Origin of the sequence: Kitasatospora sp. NBC_00070, assembly GCF_045041205.1 — a bacterium.
Taxonomy (GTDB): Bacteria; Actinomycetota; Actinomycetes; order Streptomycetales; family Streptomycetaceae; genus Kitasatospora.
The window spans coordinates 3,169,866-3,187,740 of sequence record NZ_CP108247.1 but is presented as its reverse complement, the minus strand read 5'-3'; the positions used below and the strand labels follow the sequence as shown (position 1 = coordinate 3,187,740).

Here is a 17,875-nt window from a genome sequence, read left to right as displayed (position 1 = left end):
CGCGCACGGCACTGGGAGGTGGGCCGCGACTTCGCGCCCTACTCCTCAGCAGCGACAGCGGGTGCGCTGCCCTCCAAGCGCTGGCGGATGCTGGCGTACTTCTCGGGCCCCCACTCGGGCGAGGCGGCCAATTCGGCCTCCACCCAAGCGTCTATGTTCTTGCCCAGTTCCTCATCGTACGTGTCCATGCGACTACCCCCTGGCAACACCCCAGGTCAGGACTACCTGGTTGTGTTAAGTCATTGGCACCGGTGGCACGCCGCGTAATCCACGCTCAGCAGGATGGGAGCGTCCCGCCTGGCTGCCTCCGCCATTTCTTCCTCCATAGGATCGGTCGCGTGCTGCTGGAGGTAGGGCGACTGGGTGTGGTTCAGTCGATTAACCATGGCCTCGCTATTGCAGTCGAGTGGCCTTCCGGGGAGTCCAGGCGAGCCGAGTCTCGTCCCAGCCCTGCAGACCAGATGGTTATCAGAATTCTCTCCCGGCCTGCCTATTGAGCGCCTCCGTCAGTCTGGTCTTCGATGAATCAATCGCAACAAAAGCGCTTCGATCATATTGCAGAGGTCGAGGGAAATGGGATCAGTGATGTTGAGCCGAATATTGGTGAACAACACCTGGCGGGTGGGTGAGTGGCGCGGATATTCGAAGAAGCAGTTCGGCGAACCGGTTGGGGGATGGAATCGAAGTGTGCGGCCGGCTGCTTGGGTCACGGTCCGTGGCCGCTGCGATGGGGGAGGGGCGGTCGGCACTCGTGGGTGTGCAGCGATGGACAGCCGTGGCTGGTACTCGCAGGGGAATAGTGGGCCTGCGATTCTGGTGGCCGCCAAGGGGCTGAGTGGCACGGGCAGTCTGCGGTGGCCATGAGGCCAGCGGACCGCTTCGCAGCACGGAATCGGCACACATGAGGGCGAGAAGCGGTGGGAGACCCGGAGAGTTACCGAGAGCGACTTTCGCAGGTCAGACGGCCCGTCAGCCGCATTTGTGCAGGTCAGAGACTTGCCCGCCGAAAACTTGTAAAGCGGGGGTCGTCGGTTCGAACCCGACAGGGGGCTCCGCAGCCAGAACGCAGAAGGGCCCAGGCCGAAGGGATTTCCCCCTCGAACCTGGGCCTTCGCCGTTTGGGCCGCTACCCCTCCCGTGCCCCATCCGTGCCCGTAGGCGCCGGTGGGTCGTCCTTCCCGAGGGCCTTGCGGGCCGCCTCGCCCATCTTGTCGGCGATGGCCCGGTCCCGGTCGCTCGTCATGTGCTGGTAGTTCAGCGCGGCCTTGGCGGTGCTGTGGCCCATCCGGGTCATCAGTTCACGGGTGCTCGCGCCGGACTGCGACGCGAGGGTGTTGCCGGTGTGGCGCAGGTCGTGGAAATGGACGTCCTCCGTGACGCCCGCCTTGGTCCGGGCCGCGATCCAGTCGTCCCGGAAGTTGCTGCGGCGCAGCCGGCCGCCGCGCGGGCCGACGAAGAACCGCCCGTCCTGCCCGGCAGCCGCGTGGTGTTCGAGGTGGTGCACCAGGTCGGGGACGATGTCCGCCGGGAAGGCGACCGGGCGGAACCCGGCCTGACTCTTCGGCGACTTGGTAAGCAGCTTGCCGCTGCTCAGTTCGGCCTGGTTGCGGCGGACCCGCAGGAGACGGGCCTCCACGTCGACGTCCCGCCGGCGCAGTGCGGCCAGCTCGCCGAGTCGGAGCGTGGTGAAGGCCGTCAGGAGAACGAGTGCCCGCCACTGCGGCTGGATCGCGGCGGCGACGGCGTAGACCTCGGGCACGGTGAGCACCGGCCGCTCGGGGACGTCGTAGGCATCGGCGCCGGGGATCCGGCAGGGGTTGCGCCGGATCAGCTCGTCGTCCACGGCGGTGTTCATGATTGCCCGCAGCATCTGGTACGCCTTGACCACGGTCGGCTCACCAACTCCGCTGTCGAGAAGCGCAGTTCGCCAGGCGCGCACGCGCGGGGCGGTGATGCCGGAGACGAACAGGCTCCCCAGGGGCGGCTTGATGTGGAGCCGGAGCACGCCCTCGTAGCGCTCCCGAGTGGTCGCCCCCAGCTTGCGATCCTTCAGCCAAGTGTCCGCGTACTCACCGAAGTTCACGGATCCGGCGTCCGGGTCCACCCACACTCCGCGGCTCATGTCCGCCTCGATCTGACTCAGCCTGATGTCGGCTTCGGTCTTGGTGGCGTACGTCTTCTCGTCCGGTCGGCGCTCGTTGGTGACGGGGTCGTAGTACCGGACCTGCCAGCGGCCGGAGGGGAGCTTGCGGACGGAACCGAAGCGGCGGCGGTTGTTCTTGGCCATCAGGCAGCACTCCTGCGGGAGGGACGGTGTACGGCCAGTGGCAGCACGGTGTTGGCGGTGATGAGCTCGTTGACGGCGGACTCGGGGATGCGGACCAAGCGGCCGACCTTCACGAAGGTGATCCGGCGTTCCTCGATCAGCCGACGGGGGTAGCGCTCGCCGCTGGTCTCCCAGGTCCCGAGTCGGACCGCGACTTCCCTGACCGTCAACAAGCGGTCAGGCGTTGAGGGTTCGAGCCTCGGGGGCTCACCGGGGATCGTGCGGACCGTGCGGCGGATCTTGGGCGTGGCGGTGGTCATGGTGGTCCTCCTGCGGCGGTGCGGGCGGCGGAAGGCCCGGAGCGCTGACAGAACCTCGAAAACCTCGACACATGGCGTCTGACCTGCATGTTTATCCATGATCGCGCGCGTGACAAAACCGGTAAAAACTCTGACAGAACCTCGATGGAGGGGGTTGTGTCACAGCGGCTGATGCTCTGACAGAACCCCCGGGCGGGAGGTTCTGTCAGAGTTGAATTGGGTTTTGTCACGGCGGTGATCTTGAATGCTTTCGCAGGTCAGAGCCCATGTCGGGAGGTTCTGTCAGTTCTGTCAGCGCTCCGGGGGTTCTCGTCGGGTCAGTGCTCGGTGTGGCCGATGGCGGGGTGGGCCTGGTAGCGGGGGGAGGGCGGGCGGCCGCCCTTGCCGGAGCGCGGTGGCGGGGCCTGCTGCCGCAGCCACCCGTGCTCCTCCAGCAGGGCCAGGGCGGGGTCGAGGTCGGCCATGGTGCGGAAGTCGGAGCGGGGCACGGCCCGGAACACGTCGCGCTTGGTGAAGGCGCCGGCCGGGGGGCTGGTGTGGAGGTGGTCGAGCAGGGCGCGGGCTGCTTCGCGTGCGGGTTCGGCGCCGATGGCGTCGAAGACGTGCAGGGCGTGGACGGTGAAGTAGTCCCCGAGGCGGGTGGCGGCGGCCATGGTGGCGGCTTCCACGGGGCGGCGCCATGCGTCGGTGGGGTGGGTGGCGATGTGCAGCAGGCCCGCCAGGCGGGCCACGGCGCCGTCGCGCTTGCTGGCCCACTTCACGACCAGTGCCAGGCTGCCGCCCTTGGCCAAGCGGGACTCGGTGACCTTCTGATAGGCCATCAGGACCGCGTCCGCCTCGGGGGTGATGGTGAGCACGGCCGGGTCGGTCCAGTCCGCCAGCTCGGTCGTCAGGGCCGCCAGGCGGGTGGCGTAGGTGTCGGCAACGTGGTCGGGGATCAGCTCGGGTTCCTGGGAACGCGAGCCGACCAGCGACACGGGGACCGAGTAGAGGTAGCGGGCGAGCAGCCCGCGCCCGTCGGCGCCCTTGACCTTGGCGATCGCCTCCAGCACCTCGGGCTGGATGGCCAGGCCCATGGTGACGGCGGGGTGCTCGATGTGCTGGGCGGGGCGGCCCTGGCGGTTGACCCGCACCAGGTCCCCGGCGTGGCCCTTGAGGAAGATCTCCATGTTGGCGCTGCCGGAGTAGAGACCGGCGATGATGTCGAAGATCCCGCCCTCCGGGCTCATGACGGCCATCCGGCCGCCCTGCTCGGCCAGCAGCGTCGCCAACGACTCCTGGGTGACGTTGTCGGCGATGAGCTGGGTCTCGGCGGGCACGGTGACGGTCTCGGCCTGCCGTGCCAGGAGAACGGCCTCACTGATCAGCGCGTCGCGCTGGTCGGCTTCCGCGCTGGCGGCCTTGGCGGCGGCCCGGTCGGCGGCGGCCTTGAGGAGCTTGTGGGTGGTCTCCGCCTCGATCTTCTTGAGCGCGCTGGTCTCCTTGAGGACCTTCTCCACGGTCAGCAGGGGGTTGATGATGTGGTCGAAGACGGCGCTCTTGCGGTTGCCCGGGGGAAGGGCCACGACGGTGTAGATGTTCAGCGGCTCGTGCCAGCGCCCCCGGATGCGGATGACGACCCGTCCGGCGGCGGCGGTCGCCAGGGCGGCCAAGGCCAGGCACCCGGCGAGATCGGCCGGCGTCTGCGTCTCCTCCGCCACTGCCTTCACCATCGAGCCCACCCACGCGGGCAGGACCTCCACGGGGAACGCGGGCAGGGCCCGGGACTCCCCGAACGGCACGGGCAGGTCCCACGGTTCCGGACCGGCGGCCGGGCCGGAGTCGAGATCCTGCTCCCATCCGTCGCGGAACAGAGGGCTCACGTTGTCGTACGGGTCGTCAGGAAGGCTGCTGGACGCGGTCACAGGGATTGGGCTCCTTACGTGTGCGGGTGGCGGTGAGAGGGACCCGTGCGGGGCGGGCGGTGCGCTGGACCGGCCGAGAGCGGGGGGCGGGGAAAGCGGCTTTTCCCGCCCCCCGCCCTTGGCTCGGGGCAGTGGGTCAGGCCGCGCGCAGGGTGCCCGCGGCCTTCGCGAAGCCGCGGGTGATGGTGCGCTCGCACTCGGAGAGCGGTAGCCCGGTGGCCAGACCCGCGCTCAGCAGGGCGTCGAAGGCCAGGCGTTCCGGGATGGTCCCCGCGCTGACGTGCCGGCCGACACGGGCCGAGGCGGCGAACAGGGCTTTGCCTCGACCGGGCTGGCGCACCGGGGCAACGGTGGCCGCCTCCCGGTCCAGGACGGCCGCCACGTACGCGCTCTGCTGCCGGATGGCGCCCCGGAGCGCCTGCGGGTCCGGGACGGACACGGGCGGGGCCGGTGGCGGCGTGAGGAGTGCGATCAGGGCGGGCGGGATCGGGGCGATCCGGTCCGGGTCGGTGCCGGGGGCGAACCGGTAGACGCCGGCGGCGGTGCGGGAGCCGGGCCCGACCAGGTACCCGGCCGGGCCCCGCACGTCCATGCCCGGGGCGACCTTGCCGACCGAGTTCGGGAACACCGCACCGGGCGGTGTGGCCAGCCACAGGTGCCAGCCCCCGGACGGGGTGGCCACGGTCGCCGTGATCGGGACAGTGAACCTGTGCTCGGCGGCCAGGGCCCGGAAGTTGGCCGGGCCGTCGATGCCGTTCTTCACGTCCAGGTCGATCCCCGCCAGGTGGTGCGGCGCCTGACCACAGGCGATGCCGTAGCCGGTGGCCCACGGCACCGCCTGGAACAGGGCGTCCAGGGTGGCGGGGTTGGTGGTGGCGTCATGGACACCGTGCCCGAAGGCCCCGCACTCGCCCCGGCAGTGCGGGGCCTTGTCGGGGTGGGCACGGGGGTGGGCGGGCTTCTTGGTCCGCCCGAGCGGGAACACCGGGAAGTCCCGCCGGGCGGCGTGGTGCGCCGCGGTCAGGGCGGTGTGCCAGGTTGCGGTGGTCATGCGGCGGCCTGTCCGGGGCCCGCGGAGTGGTGGTGGGTGAGGTACTGGGTGGCGATCCAGTGGCTGTAGGCGGGGGGTACGGCTTGGCGGGCTTCGAGGTTGGTCATCCAGGTGCAGCCCATGGCGTCGGCGTAGGCGCGTTCGCCCTTGTGCTCGAAGGGGAGGACCTGGCGGTGGTGCCAGCAGGGGGAGAGCAGGTCGCCGCCGCCGCCCCAGGACGTCTCGAAGACTCGGTGGCGCTGGATGTTGAGGCCGAACGCGGTGCCGCAGAGCAGGTAGTCGGGCCGCAGCGGGGCGCCGGGGACGTTCTCGATGACCCAGGGGCGACCGGTGGCCTGCATGAGGGCCCGGCCGGGGGTGATGAGGTCGGGGTGGTTGTCGCGGTTGCCGCGCCAGGCGGTGGCGCGGGAGAACCGCTGGCAGGGCCAGGAGCCGTGGACCAGGTCGAAGGTGTGGCCGTGGTCGGCGACGTAGTCCAGCGCGTCGGCCTGGACGAAGCGGAAGCCGGGCCCGGTGGGGTAGTTGGGCTGGGGGTTGATGTCGACGCCGGTGACGTCGAACCCGGCCCGGTGGAAGCCGACGGACACACCGCCGGCACCGCAGCACAGGTCCAGCACCCGCAGACGCGGCAGCGCGGCGGCGACGGCGGGCAGGGGTCGGAGCATGAGACCTCCACAGACAACAGGAAGGACAAGAGGCAGAGGAGGAAGAGCCAGGGGCTGGGCCTGCCGGGGGCTGGGGCTGGTGTCACGGCGGGCGGCTAGGTTGGGCCGTGCCGCGGGCACCAGGCCGCCGCGGCGGGGTGCGGCAGGGGAGAGAGCACGATGGGTACTGCGTGGCTGGTGCTGGCGCTGGGAGACGAGCGTGCGCACGGGGGCAACGACGGCTACGACGACGACCCGGAGAGCCACTACAGCTGGGACGAGACCGTCCCCAACCACGGCAACCTGAAGAAGGGCGACGTGATCGCCCTGTGGAACGCCAGGACCCTGCTGGGGGTCTCGGTGATTGAGCGCGTGGAGACCGGCTCGGCCGCGAAGGACCGCTACACCTGCCCCGCGTGCGGAAAGGCCGACTTCAAGGGCCGCAAGAAGAAGAAGCCGACCTACCTGTGCAACCAGTGCGGCCTGGAGTTCGACACCCCCAAGTCCCGCACGGAGACGGTCAGGACCTACCGCTCCCACCACGCCACGGGCTGGCAGTCGATGCCCGGAGCGCTCTCCGGCGCGGTCCTGCGCTCGCTCTGCGACTCACCGAAGTCCCAGCTGTCCATGCGCCGCATGGAGTGGGAGAAGCTGAAGACAGCGATCGAGGCCACCACCGGAGCAGAAGCCGCGGTCACCGTCACCGAAGCCACCCGCGAACTCATCGGCGGCCACCGCGCCGGCGTTGTGCGGGTACGGGTCGGCCAGGGCGCCTTCCGCGCAGCCGTACTGGAACGTCACGGCAACGTCTGCGCCTTCACCGGCCCGGCACCCAAGCCCGCCCTTGAAGCAGCCCACCTCGACAGCTTCGCCGCCACCGGAGAGCACAACGTCGGGGCCGCACTGCTCCTGCGGCGTGACGTCCACCGTCTCTTCGACATGGGCCTGATCGCAGTGAACCCCCGCACGCTGACGATCGACCTGACCGCGGACCTCCACGAGTTCGCTGCCTACGCCCCGCTGCACGGGCAGCCCGTCCTGGCCACACTCGGCAAGGACCACATCCAGGCCCTCAGCAAGCACTGGGACATGCACCGCGACAGGCCCTGACTCAGAGCCGCAGCTCCGCGGCCCTGCGCCAGATCGCCAATAGGTTCAGGAGCAGAACGGGGGCTCGGCGCTGTAGCCGTCGGCGGTGAGGTTACGGCCGGGCCACGGGATGCTCGCCAGTGGGGCGGCCATGGTGCAGGGGCAGGGCTCCCACCACCCCTCTTCAGTGTGGTTGTTGCCGTCGTACCAGCCGAGTTGGCCGTCACAGGTCCAGCAGTTGGGGTTGGGCGTGCGGTACAGGCCGAGACGGCCGGGTTCCTGGTGGGTGCTGAGCGTCAGCCGGAAGCGGCTGAGCAGGGCGTTCAACATGGGCTACTCCCTGTTGAGTTGAGATCGTGTGGGCTTCGGCGCAGACCTTGTGCGAGGGGCGCCGGTGATCGTCACGGAGCGGGGTGGCCCGGCCGCACCAGCGGCAGGGCAGGTTGCGGGTGGCGTCGAAGTGGGACGAGTCGCGCCAGTCCACGGATGCCACGACCCGCGCCCGGTCAGCCGGTCAGGTCGATGACCAGCGCGGTGGCGTTGTCGGCGTTCGGGGTGTTGCGGACGGCAAGCTCGGTGAGCCGCTGGGCGACCCGCTCCCGGGGGCCGGTGAGCACGGGGGCCAGGAAGCGGGGCCGTCGGGCGAGGGAGCTGCTCCCGTCGGGGATGGGGAAGACGCCGGCCGCCTCGTGCGGAAGGTAGGCCCCGTCCGAGGCGAGCAGGAGACGCCGGGTGCCGCGCCGGGGACCGAAGCGGACCTCGGTGCCGCCGATCTCACCCCTGAGGAACATCAGGGAGCTGGTCAGGCGGTCGTGCGCGTCCGGGCTGGGCGTCTGCCGGGCCCGGCGCTGGTGTGCGGCTTCGTTGTGGTCGGTGGTCAGCAGGTGGGCCTGGCCGCGTTCGGCGAAGTAGGCCCGGCAGTCCCCGGCCCAGGCGATGCTCAGGTCACCCGCGAAGTTGAGGACGGCGATGATCGCGGCGGCGTCCGCCGGCCACTTCTTCGGGTGGCCGTGGTGGGCGCGCTCGGCGTGCAGTACGGGCCGGGCCAGCTCGATCGCCGCACGCGGGTCACCGAGCCCGGCGGCGGCGGACGCCAGGGCGAGCGCGGTGCGGGGCGTCCAGTCCGCGACGTGCTCGCGGTCGCCGATGCCGTCCAGCAGCACCCACGCGCGATGGCCGGTGATCGGGTTGTGGTGGTGGGCGGCCGCATCCGCCTGGTGGGCGCGGGCCCCGAGCTGCTGGGCGAGGGTGTGGTCGGTGATGAACACGGGCTGCTCCTCGTGCTGGGTGGGCTGGACGGTCCAGCTCCCCTCACCACCCACCGCAGCCATGCCGGTGGGTGGATCAGGCAACCGCCGTACGGGGCCGGTCAGCAGGCGAGAGCGGCGGCACCGAACAGGGCCATGGCCTGACGGCCGATCAGCTCGGTGTACGCGGGCGGGATTGCCTCCCGCAGGCCGTCCCGGCTGGCCCAGTGCATGCCCATGACCTCGGGGCTGCGGGCGAGGGGGACGTTCGAGAAGTTGCCGACGACGTGCATGAACTCCCCCGCCCCGACGGGGCGGCCCATCTTCGCCAGCGGCGCGGTGTGCTCGGGGTGCGGGGGTTGGGCGAGGCGGAGTCCGCCGCCCGCTTCGAAGAGGCGGTGGCGGTAGGTCCGCAGGCCGAACAGCGCGCCGCAGAGCATCACCGGGCTGATCAGCTCTCCTCGCGCCTCTTCGACATTCTCGATGACGTAGGGGCGGCCGGTGGAGCGCATCGCCTCCCGGGTGGGGGCGATCAGGTCCGGGTGTTCACGGCCCTGGATCTTCTGGGTGACGCTGTAGCGCTGGCACGGCGGTGACCCGGCGACCAGGTCGAAGCGGCGGCCGTGGCGGGCGATGAACTCCACCGCGTCGCCCTGGACGAACTCGAACGGGTAGCGCGGCTGGTTGGCGAGGTCGATGCCCAGGACGCGGTATCCGGCGAGGTGGTAGCCCATGGACGCGCCGCCCTGGCAGCAGAACGCGTCCAGGACGGTGAGGCCGTTCCACGGGCGGGCGGGCAGCCAGGCTGCGGCCGGGCGGATGGTGAAGGGCGGTGCGGTGGCTGTGGTCACTGCGGTGCTCCCTCGGCGGTGGTTCAGCGGTTGCGGTTGTGGGTGGTGACGTGGACGTTGACCGCGCCCCGGGCGGAACTCCCGCCGCTGTTCTGGTTCTTGAGGAGCCAGCCGAGGGCGAGTGCTGCGGTGATGAGGCCGAGTCCGGTGGTGGCGGCGGCGATGGCCTGGAGGAGGAAGGCGGTGCCGACGCCGGCGGCGCCGATGCCAATCCCGCCGCACAGCAGCCGGGCCGGCCACGGGTCGCGCCCCGGTCCAGCGGTGTACGGGACGGGGTGGTGAACGGCCGGGTGGATCACCTGCGGCGGGTAGGCCGGGGCGAACTGCCCGACCGGGCCGCCCTGGTAGAGCGCGAGCGGCGCGGAGGCGGTCGGCGCGGCGTAGTAGGGGTGGCCGTCCGAGGTGAAGTACACCGGGACGACGGGACTCGGGTGGGTCGGGTTGTGGTCCACAGTGCTCTCCTCGGTTCGGCGGGACGGGACGGGTCAGGTGAGGTTGGTGACCATCTGGGCGATGGCATTCATGGCGTCGTTGACGGGCCCGGCAAGTCCGGTGGAGGCGGCGGTGAAGCCGAAGAGGAACACCGGCAACGCGGTCCAGGTGGTGAGGCGCTGGGTGCGGATGAGGATGATCGTGATGAGGCCGAAGAGGGTGATGGCGGAGACGGTGACGGCCACGGCGGGCGAGTCCTTCCGGGTTTCGGGTCGGGGTGTCAGGTGCGTCAGGAGGGGCGTCAGACGCGTCTGACGCCCCTCGCGGGTGCGCGTTACCTGGGGAAATGGGCTGCTCGGCGTCAGGAGCGTCTGACGCGTCAGATGCGTCAGGCGGCCCGGTAGTCGGGCGGGACGATCTCGTAGCAGCCGGTCTCGCCGGTCTCCCGGAGACGGCCGGAGACGACCATCGCGGCGACCTCGGCGGAGACCCAGGCGCGGGAGCGGTTGAACCGGTCGCAGTGCTCCATGAAGTCGGCCGGCGCGACGACGGTGCGGCCCTCGGTCTCGAACTGCTCCAGCAGCTCGGCCATGATCTGCTGCGCGTGCGCCTTGGTGACCTTGGTCCGGGGCGGGTTGTCAGGGGCGGAGAGCTGGATGACGGTGGTGACCTCGGGGAGTTCGACCTCGGGGTCGATCCAGCCCTCCGGGTCGTCCGTCTCACCTTCCCAGGTGTCCGTTTCGTCCCCGTCGTCGGTGGAGTACAGCGGGAACACCTCCTCCTCGAACTGCTCGGGGCGGGCGGGTGCGGGCTGCTGCGGCAGCGGGTAGCGGGTGCGCTTGGTGTATGCGGGCCCGGCCGCCTTTACCGCGGCTTGCTCGGTGACCGGGTCACAGACCGCGCGGACGTCGGCGAACGTGACGGTGGCCCAGGTGAGGTACTCGACCGGGGTGAGGTAGGAGCGGGCGGGGCTGGCCCAGAACGTCTCCGGGACGCCGTTGGCGACCAGGTACGAGTAGCCGGGCTTTTTGTCCTTCCACACGTGCGGCGCCGCCCCCGCGTCCAACGCCTCATCCGGCAGGGCGAACCCGGCGTCGCGGTCGTCCCGGACCCCGAACACCCACGAACTGCCCAGCGACGCCCGGGTGTCGGTGGACACCTGCGAGCCGGAGGCGCGCTGAAGGGAGATGGCCAGGGAGATGCCGGCGGAGCGGGCTTCCTGGCCGATCGCGGTGAACACGTCGTCGTCCGTCTCGCGGATCGTCTTCGCGGCCTCCTCGAACCACCCGATCAGGTACGGCATGCCCGGGGAGCCGTCGGCCTGGACCTCGGCGCACGCGGGTTCCCACTGCTTGTAGCCGTACTTCGCCAGCCAGGACGTGCGGGCGGGGATGGCCGCCTTGATGGCCGCGATCATCGCCTTGGTGGACTGCGTGTCGAGCGCGGCCCAGTCCAGCGCGGGTAGCAGTGGGCCGAGGGTCTGTTCCGCCTTGGCCGGGTCGGACGCCCACACGATCACGTCGCGGCGGGTGATGACCTCCCCGAGGGCGGTGATGCCGCCCTCGGACTTCCCCGACCCGGTCATCCCCATGATCAGCAGGTGCATGGCGTTGCGGCTCGCCTCCGGGTCTCCGGGGAACCACATCACTAGCGGCTCCCCGTCCTCGTAGATCCCGAGGTGCACGGGGTCGGCGATGGAGCCGGCCGGGTGGGAGGGGCCGGGGAAGGGGACGGTGTTCTTGAGCAGGTCGGTGGGCACGACGGTGACGGTGGCGCGGGACGCGTCGTCGGGGTCGGTGGTCATCCGCACCGCGTTCTTCGACACTCGGAACGCCGAGGCCAGGCCGGGCAGGGCCTTGGACACGTCGTCGGCGGTCAGCTCCCCGGGCGGGAGCTGCAGCTCGAACGTGGCCTTGTTCGGCGCGACCTTCGCCGAGGTGACCAGGGTCTTGGCGAGACCGACCTTCTCCAGCAGGCCCTTGTCGGCGGAAGTCCCGGCCGCCGCCTCGGGGTTGACCCGCATCAACTGGCGAACGTTCCACGTGGCGGCCAGCGCCGGGGCCCCGATCAGGTAGAGGCTCGGCAGTGGCCCGGCGGTCGGCCCGGCCAGCGCCGCCGCCGTGAACCACGCGGTGCCAGCGGCGACCGTGATGGCCGAGTGGAGGCGGCGCTGCTGGGTGGTGGGCTTGCCCGCCCACCACGTGGCGGCCGTCAGCCCGGCCGAGGCCAGGGTGAGGGCGGCCGACGCGGCGGCGGAGCCGGACCACATCAGGCTGGCCGGCAGGGACAGGGCGCCGACACCGCCGGCCAGCAGCCACGGCGGCAGGTAGGGCTTGGCGCGGTGGAGCAGGTAGTCACCCACCCCGCCGGAGTGGGAGTTGGGGTCGAGCTGCATGGGCTGGGCGGTGTTGGTGCCGGACACGGGATCTACCTCCCTCGAAGGTCAGTTGGGGTGGGTCAGCCGCCGAAGTCGAAGGCGCGGCGCTGCTGGCGGGGCCGGGCGACGCGGGAGAGCTGCGGGTCGAACTCCTTCTGGAACGCCGCGTAGGTGCGGGCGGCGTTCGCGGCGGCGTCCTTCGCGTCGTCGGCGGCCTTCTTCAGGTGCTTGGCCACCCGCCGGGCCCTCGACTGCGAGCCGAACGGCCGCCCGTCCGGGTCGGGGACCTCCTTCAGCACCGCCTGCAGCACCTCGGCGGCCATCGCCAGCTCGAACGAGAGCTGGAGGAACGCCGAGCGGCCCTTCTCGCAGAACGCCCGCACGTCGGCGTTGGTGAAGAACTCCGGGTCACCGAGCGGGGAGTGGGTCCGGCCGCCGGCCGCACCCTGACCCCCACCGGCACCGCCGCCGCGCGGGGCGCCGATCCCGCCCGCCGCACCACCACCCATCCCCGGCCCGGCGTTCGGGCCGCCGACGTGGAAGTGGAACTGGGTGGAGCGCTCGTTGCCGCCGCGCGGGGCCCGGGTCTGCTGACCGGCACCGGTCGGGGGCTGCCAGCCCTGCTGCTGGCCGTACTGCTGCCAGTTCGGAGGAGTGCTCATCTGTGCTTCTCCTTCTGTGAGTTCAGGACTGGACGGCGTCGCTGGCCGGCGCGGTCACCGGGGTGAGCGGGGTGACGGCGAGGGTGCGGCGGTTGTGCCACCACGCGGCCTGGCCGGCGGTGGTGCCCGCGAGCAGCAGCCCGGCCAGCGGCCAGTTCACCGGACCGGCCAGGACGGCGGCGGCCGTCCAGGCCAGGGCGGCCGAGCCGGCCAGGACGTGGCGGGTCAGGGTGCGGGCCCGGCGGCGCACAGCCGAGCGCGGGTGCCACCGCCGCACCACCGCCCACCCGGCCGGGACCAGCAGGGCCGGGACGGCGAACGCGAGACCGGCGGCCGGGGCGGCCAGGGACAGCACCCCGGTTGCGGTGAACAGGGCCGCTCCGGCCCAGGTCGGGGCCCAGTCGGTGCGGCCGCGCCAGAGCGCGCCGACCGTGGCGAGCGCCAACTCACCTGCCAGCGGGCGGCGCTGCGGCACGACGACGACCAAGGGCTGAGTGCCCCGGCCGAGGTCGATGACGTGCGCGGCCGGCGAGCGGCGACCGCGCTGGCGGGGTATGCGGGACTTGCGGATGCGCGAACCCATGGCGGGTCCTCCTTCGGGGTCGTCAGGCGGAGGCGATGAGGGCGGCGGCGGTCTCGACGGTGTGGTGGAAGGCCTGGTCGAGGGCGTAGGCGCCGTTCATCCCGAAGTCGGTGAGGCGGACGAAGTTGGCCTTGCCGGTGGCGTCCGCCAGGCGGTGGAGCGGCTCGCGGCGGTCGGCGGCGTAGTGCGTGAGCGCCGACAGGGCCAGGGCCACGGCGGCCGGGCCCGGCCGCAAGCGGACGCCCAGCACGCGGGAGCCGATCAGCAGGGCGGCGGTCTGGGTGGCGGTGTAGGTGGCGACGTGGGCGGCGCAGGCGCGGCGGCCGGCTGCGCTGGACTGGCCGTCGTTGTGGTCGTGCTGGCCCTTGTTGGTGGCCTGGTGGTCGGTCTGCACCCAGTGGTCCGCCAGATCACCGGCGGCGCGGAGCAAGGCGTAGACGGCGGCGAACCGCGCGGCACGAACGTGGGACACGGGATCTCCAAGTTGTCTGCTGTGCAGGAACGTTGAGAGGAGAGGTGCGCGGGTCAGGCGGGGTGCGGGGTGCCGTCGGCGCAGGGGGCGCAGGTGCCGAGGTGGCGGGGCAGGACGTATCCGGCGTCGCGCCGGCAGGCCGGGCACGTGCGCTTGGCGCGGTTGGCGGCGTCCAGTGCGGCCCGCTGGCGGGGGGTCATTTCCCGGACCGGCGCGGCGAGTTCGGCCCGGTAGAGGCAGGCCAGGGCGGTTCCGCCGAAGCGGGAGTTCCACTGGATCTGGGCGGCCACGTCCTGCCCGTTCGGCCGCAGCCCCCGCTTGCGGAGCTGGCGGCGGGTCAGGTATCCGTCCGGGGCCTGCCGCCACGGATAGGTGGGGATACCCCCGTACCTGCGGCCCTCCGGGTCGAAGAACTTCGGGCGGCTCACGCGGCCACCTGGCCGGGCCCGGAGAGGGGCCGGAGGGCGTCGCGTACCCGCTGGGCTCGGGGCTGGCCGATGCCGTACTCGGTGCGCAGGGTACGCACCGACGGCAGGCCACCGGAGGCGAGTACCTCGGCGAACCGTGCGGCCGCAACCGGCGTCAGCTCATCCGCCCCGCCAGCCTGTTCGTCCTGGTCAGGGGTGGTGTATCCGGTGTACTCGCCCTGCTCGGGTACGTACTCGTCCACCGCCTGCGGGCGGGTAGGGGTGACCTGCTGGGCGGGTACGGGCCAGGGCGGAAGCGGGCTGAACGCCAGCTCCGGCAGCCCCTCGGCGGCCACCGCCGGCAGCGGTTCGGCCGGGGCGGGTACGGGCTCCGGGTACACCCCGGGTACAGCGGGTACGGCCGCCGCTTCCCGCTCGGTCACCTCGGGTACGGCGGGTACGGGGTCGGCCCACAGGGGTGGCAACTCCGGCTCCGGTGCCCACGCGGCGGCGGTGGCCTTGGCGGTGTGGAGTACGTGTACCCGCCACAGCACCAGAGGCGCGATGGCCGACACCGCCACGATCAACCGCCAGTCCGGGTGGATCACCCCGGCCGCCAGCAGGTGCGCTGCGGCGTTGGTCGCGATCATCCCCAGCACCGGCGGAAGCACCTCCCGCCCGGCCCGCAGCGCCCGGAGGGCGTAGGTATCGAGCGCAAGCGGCAGGCCGACCGCGACCAGCGGGTGAAACCCGGACTCCACTGCCAGCGCCCACTCACCGTGCGCGGAGACCGTCACCGCCGCACCCATCGCCAGCCACGCCAGCAGGTCCATCCGACGATTCCTCACCGGACACCCCACTCAGGCCGCGACAGCGACGAGCGGCACGGACAGCGACTTGGCCGGCCGGCGCAGCGGCACCGGCGCCGACCTCAGCAGCCGCTCCGCGTAGGCGGCCAGCTCGAAGTCCTCCCGGCGCAAGTCGTCCAGCACCGCGAACGCCACGTCCAGCCGAACCGCCCGCTCCTGCGACGACTCATCCGGCACACCGGCGAACAGCTCGGCGTCCACACCCAGCGCCAGCTCCGCGAACTCCTCGACACCGAGTGCGCGTTGGCCTGCGATGATGTTCTTCATGGGTCGTACTTCCCTCCGGATGCGACGGCCTTGAGCGGCCCCGGTGTTCCAGCACCGGGGCTGCAGCCGTACTGGCAACAGCTACTCGACCGAGCAGCCACGGAACCCGCCGTGCCCACCGCCCTGGGGGCGGAACGAACGACGAGAACCGCGAGCGACTGGGGCGAGCCTCACCGGTAAACAGCCAGGTGAGGCCACCTATGCGACCTGCTTCGAACCACGTTCATCACCACCTCAAAGCCGACGGACCACGGGAAACGCACTGCACGGGGGGCCACGCCCCCACTCTCCGGCCGTTGCTCGCGGTCACCGGGCCACCTCGCCAGTCGGAGCCGGAGCCCCTGTTCGCCTGGCCTTTGCGGAGATTGCAGCGTCCTCCGCCTCAGCTCACGCCCCGGACATCAGTCCGGGACGCGTTTGTGCAGTTCAGAGCAGCCCGAAGAAGGCCCCTCTTGTCTCGCCCCTGTCTCACTCGATGCGATGTGCTCAACATAGGCAACCTGCTTGAGCAGGTCAAGAGGGATGGGTTTCTCGCCCATGTTGAGCACCTGCTCTAACATGGGTTCATGAGCCTTGACCCGGATGACTCCCGCCCGCCGTATCAGCAGGTCAGCAGCTCTTTGCGGGCCTCGATCCTCACCAAGAAGCCGGGCTTTGAGCCGGGCGACAAACTCTCGTCAGGTCCGCAGCTCGCCAAGCACTTCGGCGTGGCGCGAGGGACGGTCGACCGAGCACTGGAGATCCTCCGGAGCGAGGGGCTCATCGTCACCCGGCAGGGAAGCGGCAGTTTCATCCGGGAGCGCACGTCGCGGCCGGTGGGTCTCCGGCCACACATCGAAGCGGCCTTCGAGCAGCAGCGGGTGACGCTCGACTTCGCGGGTTTCTCCAGCGAGACACTGCACAGTGCCCTGCAAGAACCGCTCGACAAAGTCCGCTCTGGGCGGCTGGCCCCTGAGTCCATCGCTGTGCGGCTGCTTCTGCCGGACACGTCGGAGCCGATGGCTGTGCCAGTGCTGGTCGATGGTCTCAAGGACGAGGTGGCGCTGCGGGAGCGTGCTCGGAACATCGCGCTCACCAATGCGGGCGGCATCGCGCACTCAGTCGAAATGCTGGCGGAGTTGGGCCTGATCCAGTCCGCCACCGTGCAGGTCAAGGTGCACCGGGGGTCCAGCCTGTTCAAGCTCTACATCCTCAACCGTGCCGAGGCGTTCTTCGGTTTCTACCCGCTCCGAGAGCGGACGGTGGCGATCAGTGGAGGTGACCACACCTTCTACGACGTCACGGGCAAGGACACGACCCTGTTCCACCACGCCGCCGGCCCGGACGATGCATCGCTTGGATCGCAGTACGTTCAGCAGGCACAGATGTGGTTCGACAGCGTGTGGTCCACCATCGCGTACGAGAGGGAGTCGTGATGACCGCAGCCCCGTCGATCGCGGATCTGCTCCGGCCCGTACGGCACGTGTTGCTCGACTTCGACGGCCCACTGTGCTCCGTGTTCGCAGGCCTGCCCGCACCGGAAGTTGCCGAACGTCTTCGCGGGGGCCTGCTTGCCAAGGGTGAGCAGGTCCCACCTGATGGCGAGACCGAGACCGATCCGCTCGCCCTGCTTCGGCTGGTCGCGGACGCCCGCCCGGATCTGGCGAAAGTGACGGACCAAGCTCTCACTGGGCTGGAGACGGACGCGGTCCGAGTTGGCCGGCCGAACGAGGGTGGTGAATCGCTCCTTCGCGCTTGCGCTCGGTCGGGCCGGTCCGTGTCCGTGGTCAGCAACAACGCGGGGGCAGCAATCACGGCGTACCTCGTTGAGCGGGAGCTTGACCGGTATGTCGTGGGTGTCTTCGGGCGCGTCGTCGGCGATCCGGCGTCCATGAAGCCGAGTCCGCGGCTATTGGTTGACGCGATGGACGCACGCGGCAGCAAGCCTGGGGAGTGCATTTTCATCGGCGACGCGGCTAGGGATGTGGAGGCCGGATTCGCCGCTGGGATCTCCACCATCGGCTACGCCAACAAGCCCGGCAAGGACGCTCGGTTGGCCGAGGCCGGTGCGGTGCTGGTAGTGGACTCGATGCAGACCATCGCGGACGCTCTGGAATGAGCGTGGTCGTACGGGTGGCCTCACTAGTGCTCTGGGCCAGCTGTGGGCCAGGCGACCCACGGGCACAGGAACATGCTGGTCAGCACAGGCCGCCCTGACGTTCTTGAAAACTGTCGTGGCGTAACCCGTCACCGTGGGTTCAAATGCCACACTCTCCGCACGTGGGGGTCTCCCCAGTTCAGGGCGGGTACCGGCGAGCAGCCGGTACCCGCCCTGTTCGTTGTGCTCCCACCGTTCCCGTGGAACGGGTTCTGACGCCGCCTCAGCGGTCGCCACCTGGTCGGCCGAACCGGGGCGTCCGCAAGGCGGCGGTGCGCAAAATCTTTCCGGCAAGGG

22 protein-coding genes are annotated in these 17,875 nt (G+C 70.9%); 3 read left to right on the top strand and 19 right to left on the bottom strand.

Annotated features, from left to right (window positions below; genetic code table 11):
* Nucleotides 1-38 precede the first annotated feature (38 nt).
* From OHV05_RS14640 to OHV05_RS14610, 7 genes are all read right to left on the bottom strand, one after another.
* Nucleotides 39-188, bottom strand: a complete 150-nt coding sequence (locus OHV05_RS14640) for a hypothetical protein (protein ID WP_405018037.1) — start codon at nucleotides 186-188, stop codon at nucleotides 39-41.
* A gap of 51 nt (nucleotides 189-239) precedes the next feature.
* Nucleotides 240-386: a DUF255 domain-containing protein gene (locus OHV05_RS14635; protein WP_405018036.1), complete on the bottom strand. Its 147-nt coding sequence runs from the start codon at nucleotides 384-386 to the stop codon at nucleotides 240-242.
* Nucleotides 387-1,126: 740 nt separating this feature from the next.
* The gene (locus tag OHV05_RS14630; protein ID WP_405018035.1) at nucleotides 1,127-2,287 is read right to left on the bottom strand and encodes a tyrosine-type recombinase/integrase; all 1,161 of its coding nucleotides are present in this window, start codon (nucleotides 2,285-2,287) and stop codon (nucleotides 1,127-1,129) included.
* A complete protein-coding gene (locus tag OHV05_RS14625) occupies nucleotides 2,287-2,544 on the bottom strand; it encodes an excisionase family DNA-binding protein (RefSeq protein ID WP_405021467.1) in 258 nt (85 codons plus the stop codon). The genes OHV05_RS14630 and OHV05_RS14625 overlap by 1 nt, the downstream gene beginning before the upstream one ends.
* 359 nt (nucleotides 2,545-2,903) lie before the next feature.
* The gene (locus OHV05_RS14620; protein ID WP_405018034.1) at nucleotides 2,904-4,490 is read right to left on the bottom strand and encodes a YfjI family protein; all 1,587 of its coding nucleotides are present in this window, start codon (nucleotides 4,488-4,490) and stop codon (nucleotides 2,904-2,906) included.
* A gap of 136 nt (nucleotides 4,491-4,626) precedes the next feature.
* Complete coding sequence (locus OHV05_RS14615) at nucleotides 4,627-5,541, bottom strand: bifunctional DNA primase/polymerase (protein WP_405018033.1); 915 nt, start codon at nucleotides 5,539-5,541, stop codon at nucleotides 4,627-4,629.
* A complete protein-coding gene (locus tag OHV05_RS14610; protein WP_405018032.1) occupies nucleotides 5,538-6,206 on the bottom strand; it encodes a DNA cytosine methyltransferase in 669 nt (222 codons plus the stop codon). The genes OHV05_RS14615 and OHV05_RS14610 overlap by 4 nt, the downstream gene beginning before the upstream one ends.
* A gap of 159 nt (nucleotides 6,207-6,365) precedes the next feature.
* Here OHV05_RS14610 and OHV05_RS14605 point away from each other — a divergent pair, with 159 nt between their 5' ends.
* The gene (locus OHV05_RS14605) at nucleotides 6,366-7,295 is read left to right on the top strand and encodes an HNH endonuclease (protein WP_405018031.1); all 930 of its coding nucleotides are present in this window, start codon (nucleotides 6,366-6,368) and stop codon (nucleotides 7,293-7,295) included.
* Nucleotides 7,296-7,340: 45 nt separating this feature from the next.
* Here OHV05_RS14605 and OHV05_RS14600 read toward each other — a convergent pair whose 3' ends face one another.
* The 12 genes from OHV05_RS14600 to OHV05_RS14545 form a co-directional block, all read right to left on the bottom strand.
* Nucleotides 7,341-7,604: a hypothetical protein gene (locus OHV05_RS14600; protein WP_405018030.1), complete on the bottom strand. Its 264-nt coding sequence runs from the start codon at nucleotides 7,602-7,604 to the stop codon at nucleotides 7,341-7,343.
* A gap of 176 nt (nucleotides 7,605-7,780) precedes the next feature.
* Nucleotides 7,781-8,605 carry a serine/threonine protein phosphatase gene (locus tag OHV05_RS14595; RefSeq protein ID WP_405018029.1) on the bottom strand — a complete coding sequence of 275 codons (825 nt, stop codon included), beginning with the start codon at nucleotides 8,603-8,605 and terminating at the stop codon, nucleotides 7,781-7,783.
* 38 nt (nucleotides 8,606-8,643) lie between these two features.
* Nucleotides 8,644-9,255, bottom strand: coding sequence for an SAM-dependent methyltransferase (locus tag OHV05_RS14590; protein ID WP_405021466.1), 612 nt, complete (start codon nucleotides 9,253-9,255; stop codon nucleotides 8,644-8,646).
* 140 nt (nucleotides 9,256-9,395) lie between these two features.
* The gene (locus OHV05_RS14585; RefSeq protein WP_405018028.1) at nucleotides 9,396-9,824 is read right to left on the bottom strand and encodes a hypothetical protein; all 429 of its coding nucleotides are present in this window, start codon (nucleotides 9,822-9,824) and stop codon (nucleotides 9,396-9,398) included.
* A 33-nt stretch (nucleotides 9,825-9,857) separates the two neighbouring features.
* A complete protein-coding gene (locus OHV05_RS14580) occupies nucleotides 9,858-10,049 on the bottom strand; it encodes a hypothetical protein (protein WP_405018027.1) in 192 nt (63 codons plus the stop codon).
* Between the two features lie 143 nt (nucleotides 10,050-10,192).
* Nucleotides 10,193-12,226: a plasmid transfer protein TraB gene (traB, locus tag OHV05_RS14575; protein ID WP_405018026.1), complete on the bottom strand. Its 2,034-nt coding sequence runs from the start codon at nucleotides 12,224-12,226 to the stop codon at nucleotides 10,193-10,195.
* Nucleotides 12,227-12,261: 35 nt separating this feature from the next.
* A complete protein-coding gene (gene traA, locus OHV05_RS14570) occupies nucleotides 12,262-12,843 on the bottom strand; it encodes a plasmid transfer protein TraA (RefSeq protein WP_405018025.1) in 582 nt (193 codons plus the stop codon).
* A gap of 22 nt (nucleotides 12,844-12,865) precedes the next feature.
* The gene (locus tag OHV05_RS14565; RefSeq protein WP_405018024.1) at nucleotides 12,866-13,426 is read right to left on the bottom strand and encodes a hypothetical protein; all 561 of its coding nucleotides are present in this window, start codon (nucleotides 13,424-13,426) and stop codon (nucleotides 12,866-12,868) included.
* A 22-nt stretch (nucleotides 13,427-13,448) separates the two neighbouring features.
* Nucleotides 13,449-13,898, bottom strand: a complete 450-nt coding sequence (locus OHV05_RS14560) for a hypothetical protein (protein ID WP_405018023.1) — start codon at nucleotides 13,896-13,898, stop codon at nucleotides 13,449-13,451.
* Nucleotides 13,899-13,951: 53 nt separating this feature from the next.
* Nucleotides 13,952-14,326, bottom strand: coding sequence for an RRQRL motif-containing zinc-binding protein (locus OHV05_RS14555; RefSeq protein ID WP_405018022.1), 375 nt, complete (start codon nucleotides 14,324-14,326; stop codon nucleotides 13,952-13,954).
* Nucleotides 14,323-15,138 carry a hypothetical protein gene (locus tag OHV05_RS14550; protein ID WP_405018021.1) on the bottom strand — a complete coding sequence of 272 codons (816 nt, stop codon included), beginning with the start codon at nucleotides 15,136-15,138 and terminating at the stop codon, nucleotides 14,323-14,325. Before OHV05_RS14550 ends, OHV05_RS14555 begins: the two co-directional genes overlap by 4 nt.
* A 27-nt stretch (nucleotides 15,139-15,165) precedes the next feature.
* The gene (locus tag OHV05_RS14545) at nucleotides 15,166-15,441 is read right to left on the bottom strand and encodes a hypothetical protein (protein ID WP_405018020.1); all 276 of its coding nucleotides are present in this window, start codon (nucleotides 15,439-15,441) and stop codon (nucleotides 15,166-15,168) included.
* A gap of 566 nt (nucleotides 15,442-16,007) precedes the next feature.
* On the opposite strand from OHV05_RS14545, the gene OHV05_RS14540 reads away from it, so the two are divergent.
* Nucleotides 16,008-16,856, top strand: coding sequence for a GntR family transcriptional regulator (locus OHV05_RS14540; RefSeq protein WP_405018019.1), 849 nt, complete (start codon nucleotides 16,008-16,010; stop codon nucleotides 16,854-16,856).
* The gene (locus OHV05_RS14535) at nucleotides 16,856-17,539 is read left to right on the top strand and encodes an HAD family hydrolase (protein WP_405018018.1); all 684 of its coding nucleotides are present in this window, start codon (nucleotides 16,856-16,858) and stop codon (nucleotides 17,537-17,539) included. The genes OHV05_RS14540 and OHV05_RS14535 overlap by 1 nt, the downstream gene beginning before the upstream one ends.
* The last annotated feature ends 336 nt before the right edge of the window (nucleotides 17,540-17,875 follow it).

Bases quoted from the DNA above. Each gene is read 5' to 3' on its own strand.
- OHV05_RS14640 (WP_405018037.1), bottom strand. From the start codon at position 188: ATGGACACGTACGATGAGGAACTGGGCAAGAACATAGACGCTTGGGTG.
- OHV05_RS14635 (WP_405018036.1), bottom strand. From the start codon at position 386: ATGGTTAATCGACTGAACCACACCCAGTCGCCCTACCTCCAGCAGCAC.
- OHV05_RS14630 (WP_405018035.1), bottom strand. From the start codon at position 2,287: ATGGCCAAGAACAACCGCCGCCGCTTCGGTTCCGTCCGCAAGCTCCCC.
- OHV05_RS14615 (WP_405018033.1), bottom strand. From the start codon at position 5,541: ATGACCACCGCAACCTGGCACACCGCCCTGACCGCGGCGCACCACGCC.
- OHV05_RS14610 (WP_405018032.1), bottom strand. From the start codon at position 6,206: ATGCTCCGACCCCTGCCCGCCGTCGCCGCCGCGCTGCCGCGTCTGCGG.
- OHV05_RS14605 (WP_405018031.1), top strand. From the start codon at position 6,366: ATGGGTACTGCGTGGCTGGTGCTGGCGCTGGGAGACGAGCGTGCGCAC.
- OHV05_RS14600 (WP_405018030.1), bottom strand. From the start codon at position 7,604: ATGTTGAACGCCCTGCTCAGCCGCTTCCGGCTGACGCTCAGCACCCAC.
- OHV05_RS14595 (WP_405018029.1), bottom strand. From the start codon at position 8,605: ATGGCTGCGGTGGGTGGTGAGGGGAGCTGGACCGTCCAGCCCACCCAG.
- OHV05_RS14590 (WP_405021466.1), bottom strand. From the start codon at position 9,255: ATGGGCTACCACCTCGCCGGATACCGCGTCCTGGGCATCGACCTCGCC.
- traA (WP_405018025.1), bottom strand. From the start codon at position 12,843: ATGAGCACTCCTCCGAACTGGCAGCAGTACGGCCAGCAGCAGGGCTGG.
- OHV05_RS14565 (WP_405018024.1), bottom strand. From the start codon at position 13,426: ATGGGTTCGCGCATCCGCAAGTCCCGCATACCCCGCCAGCGCGGTCGC.
- OHV05_RS14550 (WP_405018021.1), bottom strand. From the start codon at position 15,138: ATGGACCTGCTGGCGTGGCTGGCGATGGGTGCGGCGGTGACGGTCTCC.
- OHV05_RS14545 (WP_405018020.1), bottom strand. From the start codon at position 15,441: ATGAAGAACATCATCGCAGGCCAACGCGCACTCGGTGTCGAGGAGTTC.
- OHV05_RS14540 (WP_405018019.1), top strand. From the start codon at position 16,008: ATGAGCCTTGACCCGGATGACTCCCGCCCGCCGTATCAGCAGGTCAGC.
- OHV05_RS14535 (WP_405018018.1), top strand. From the start codon at position 16,856: ATGACCGCAGCCCCGTCGATCGCGGATCTGCTCCGGCCCGTACGGCAC.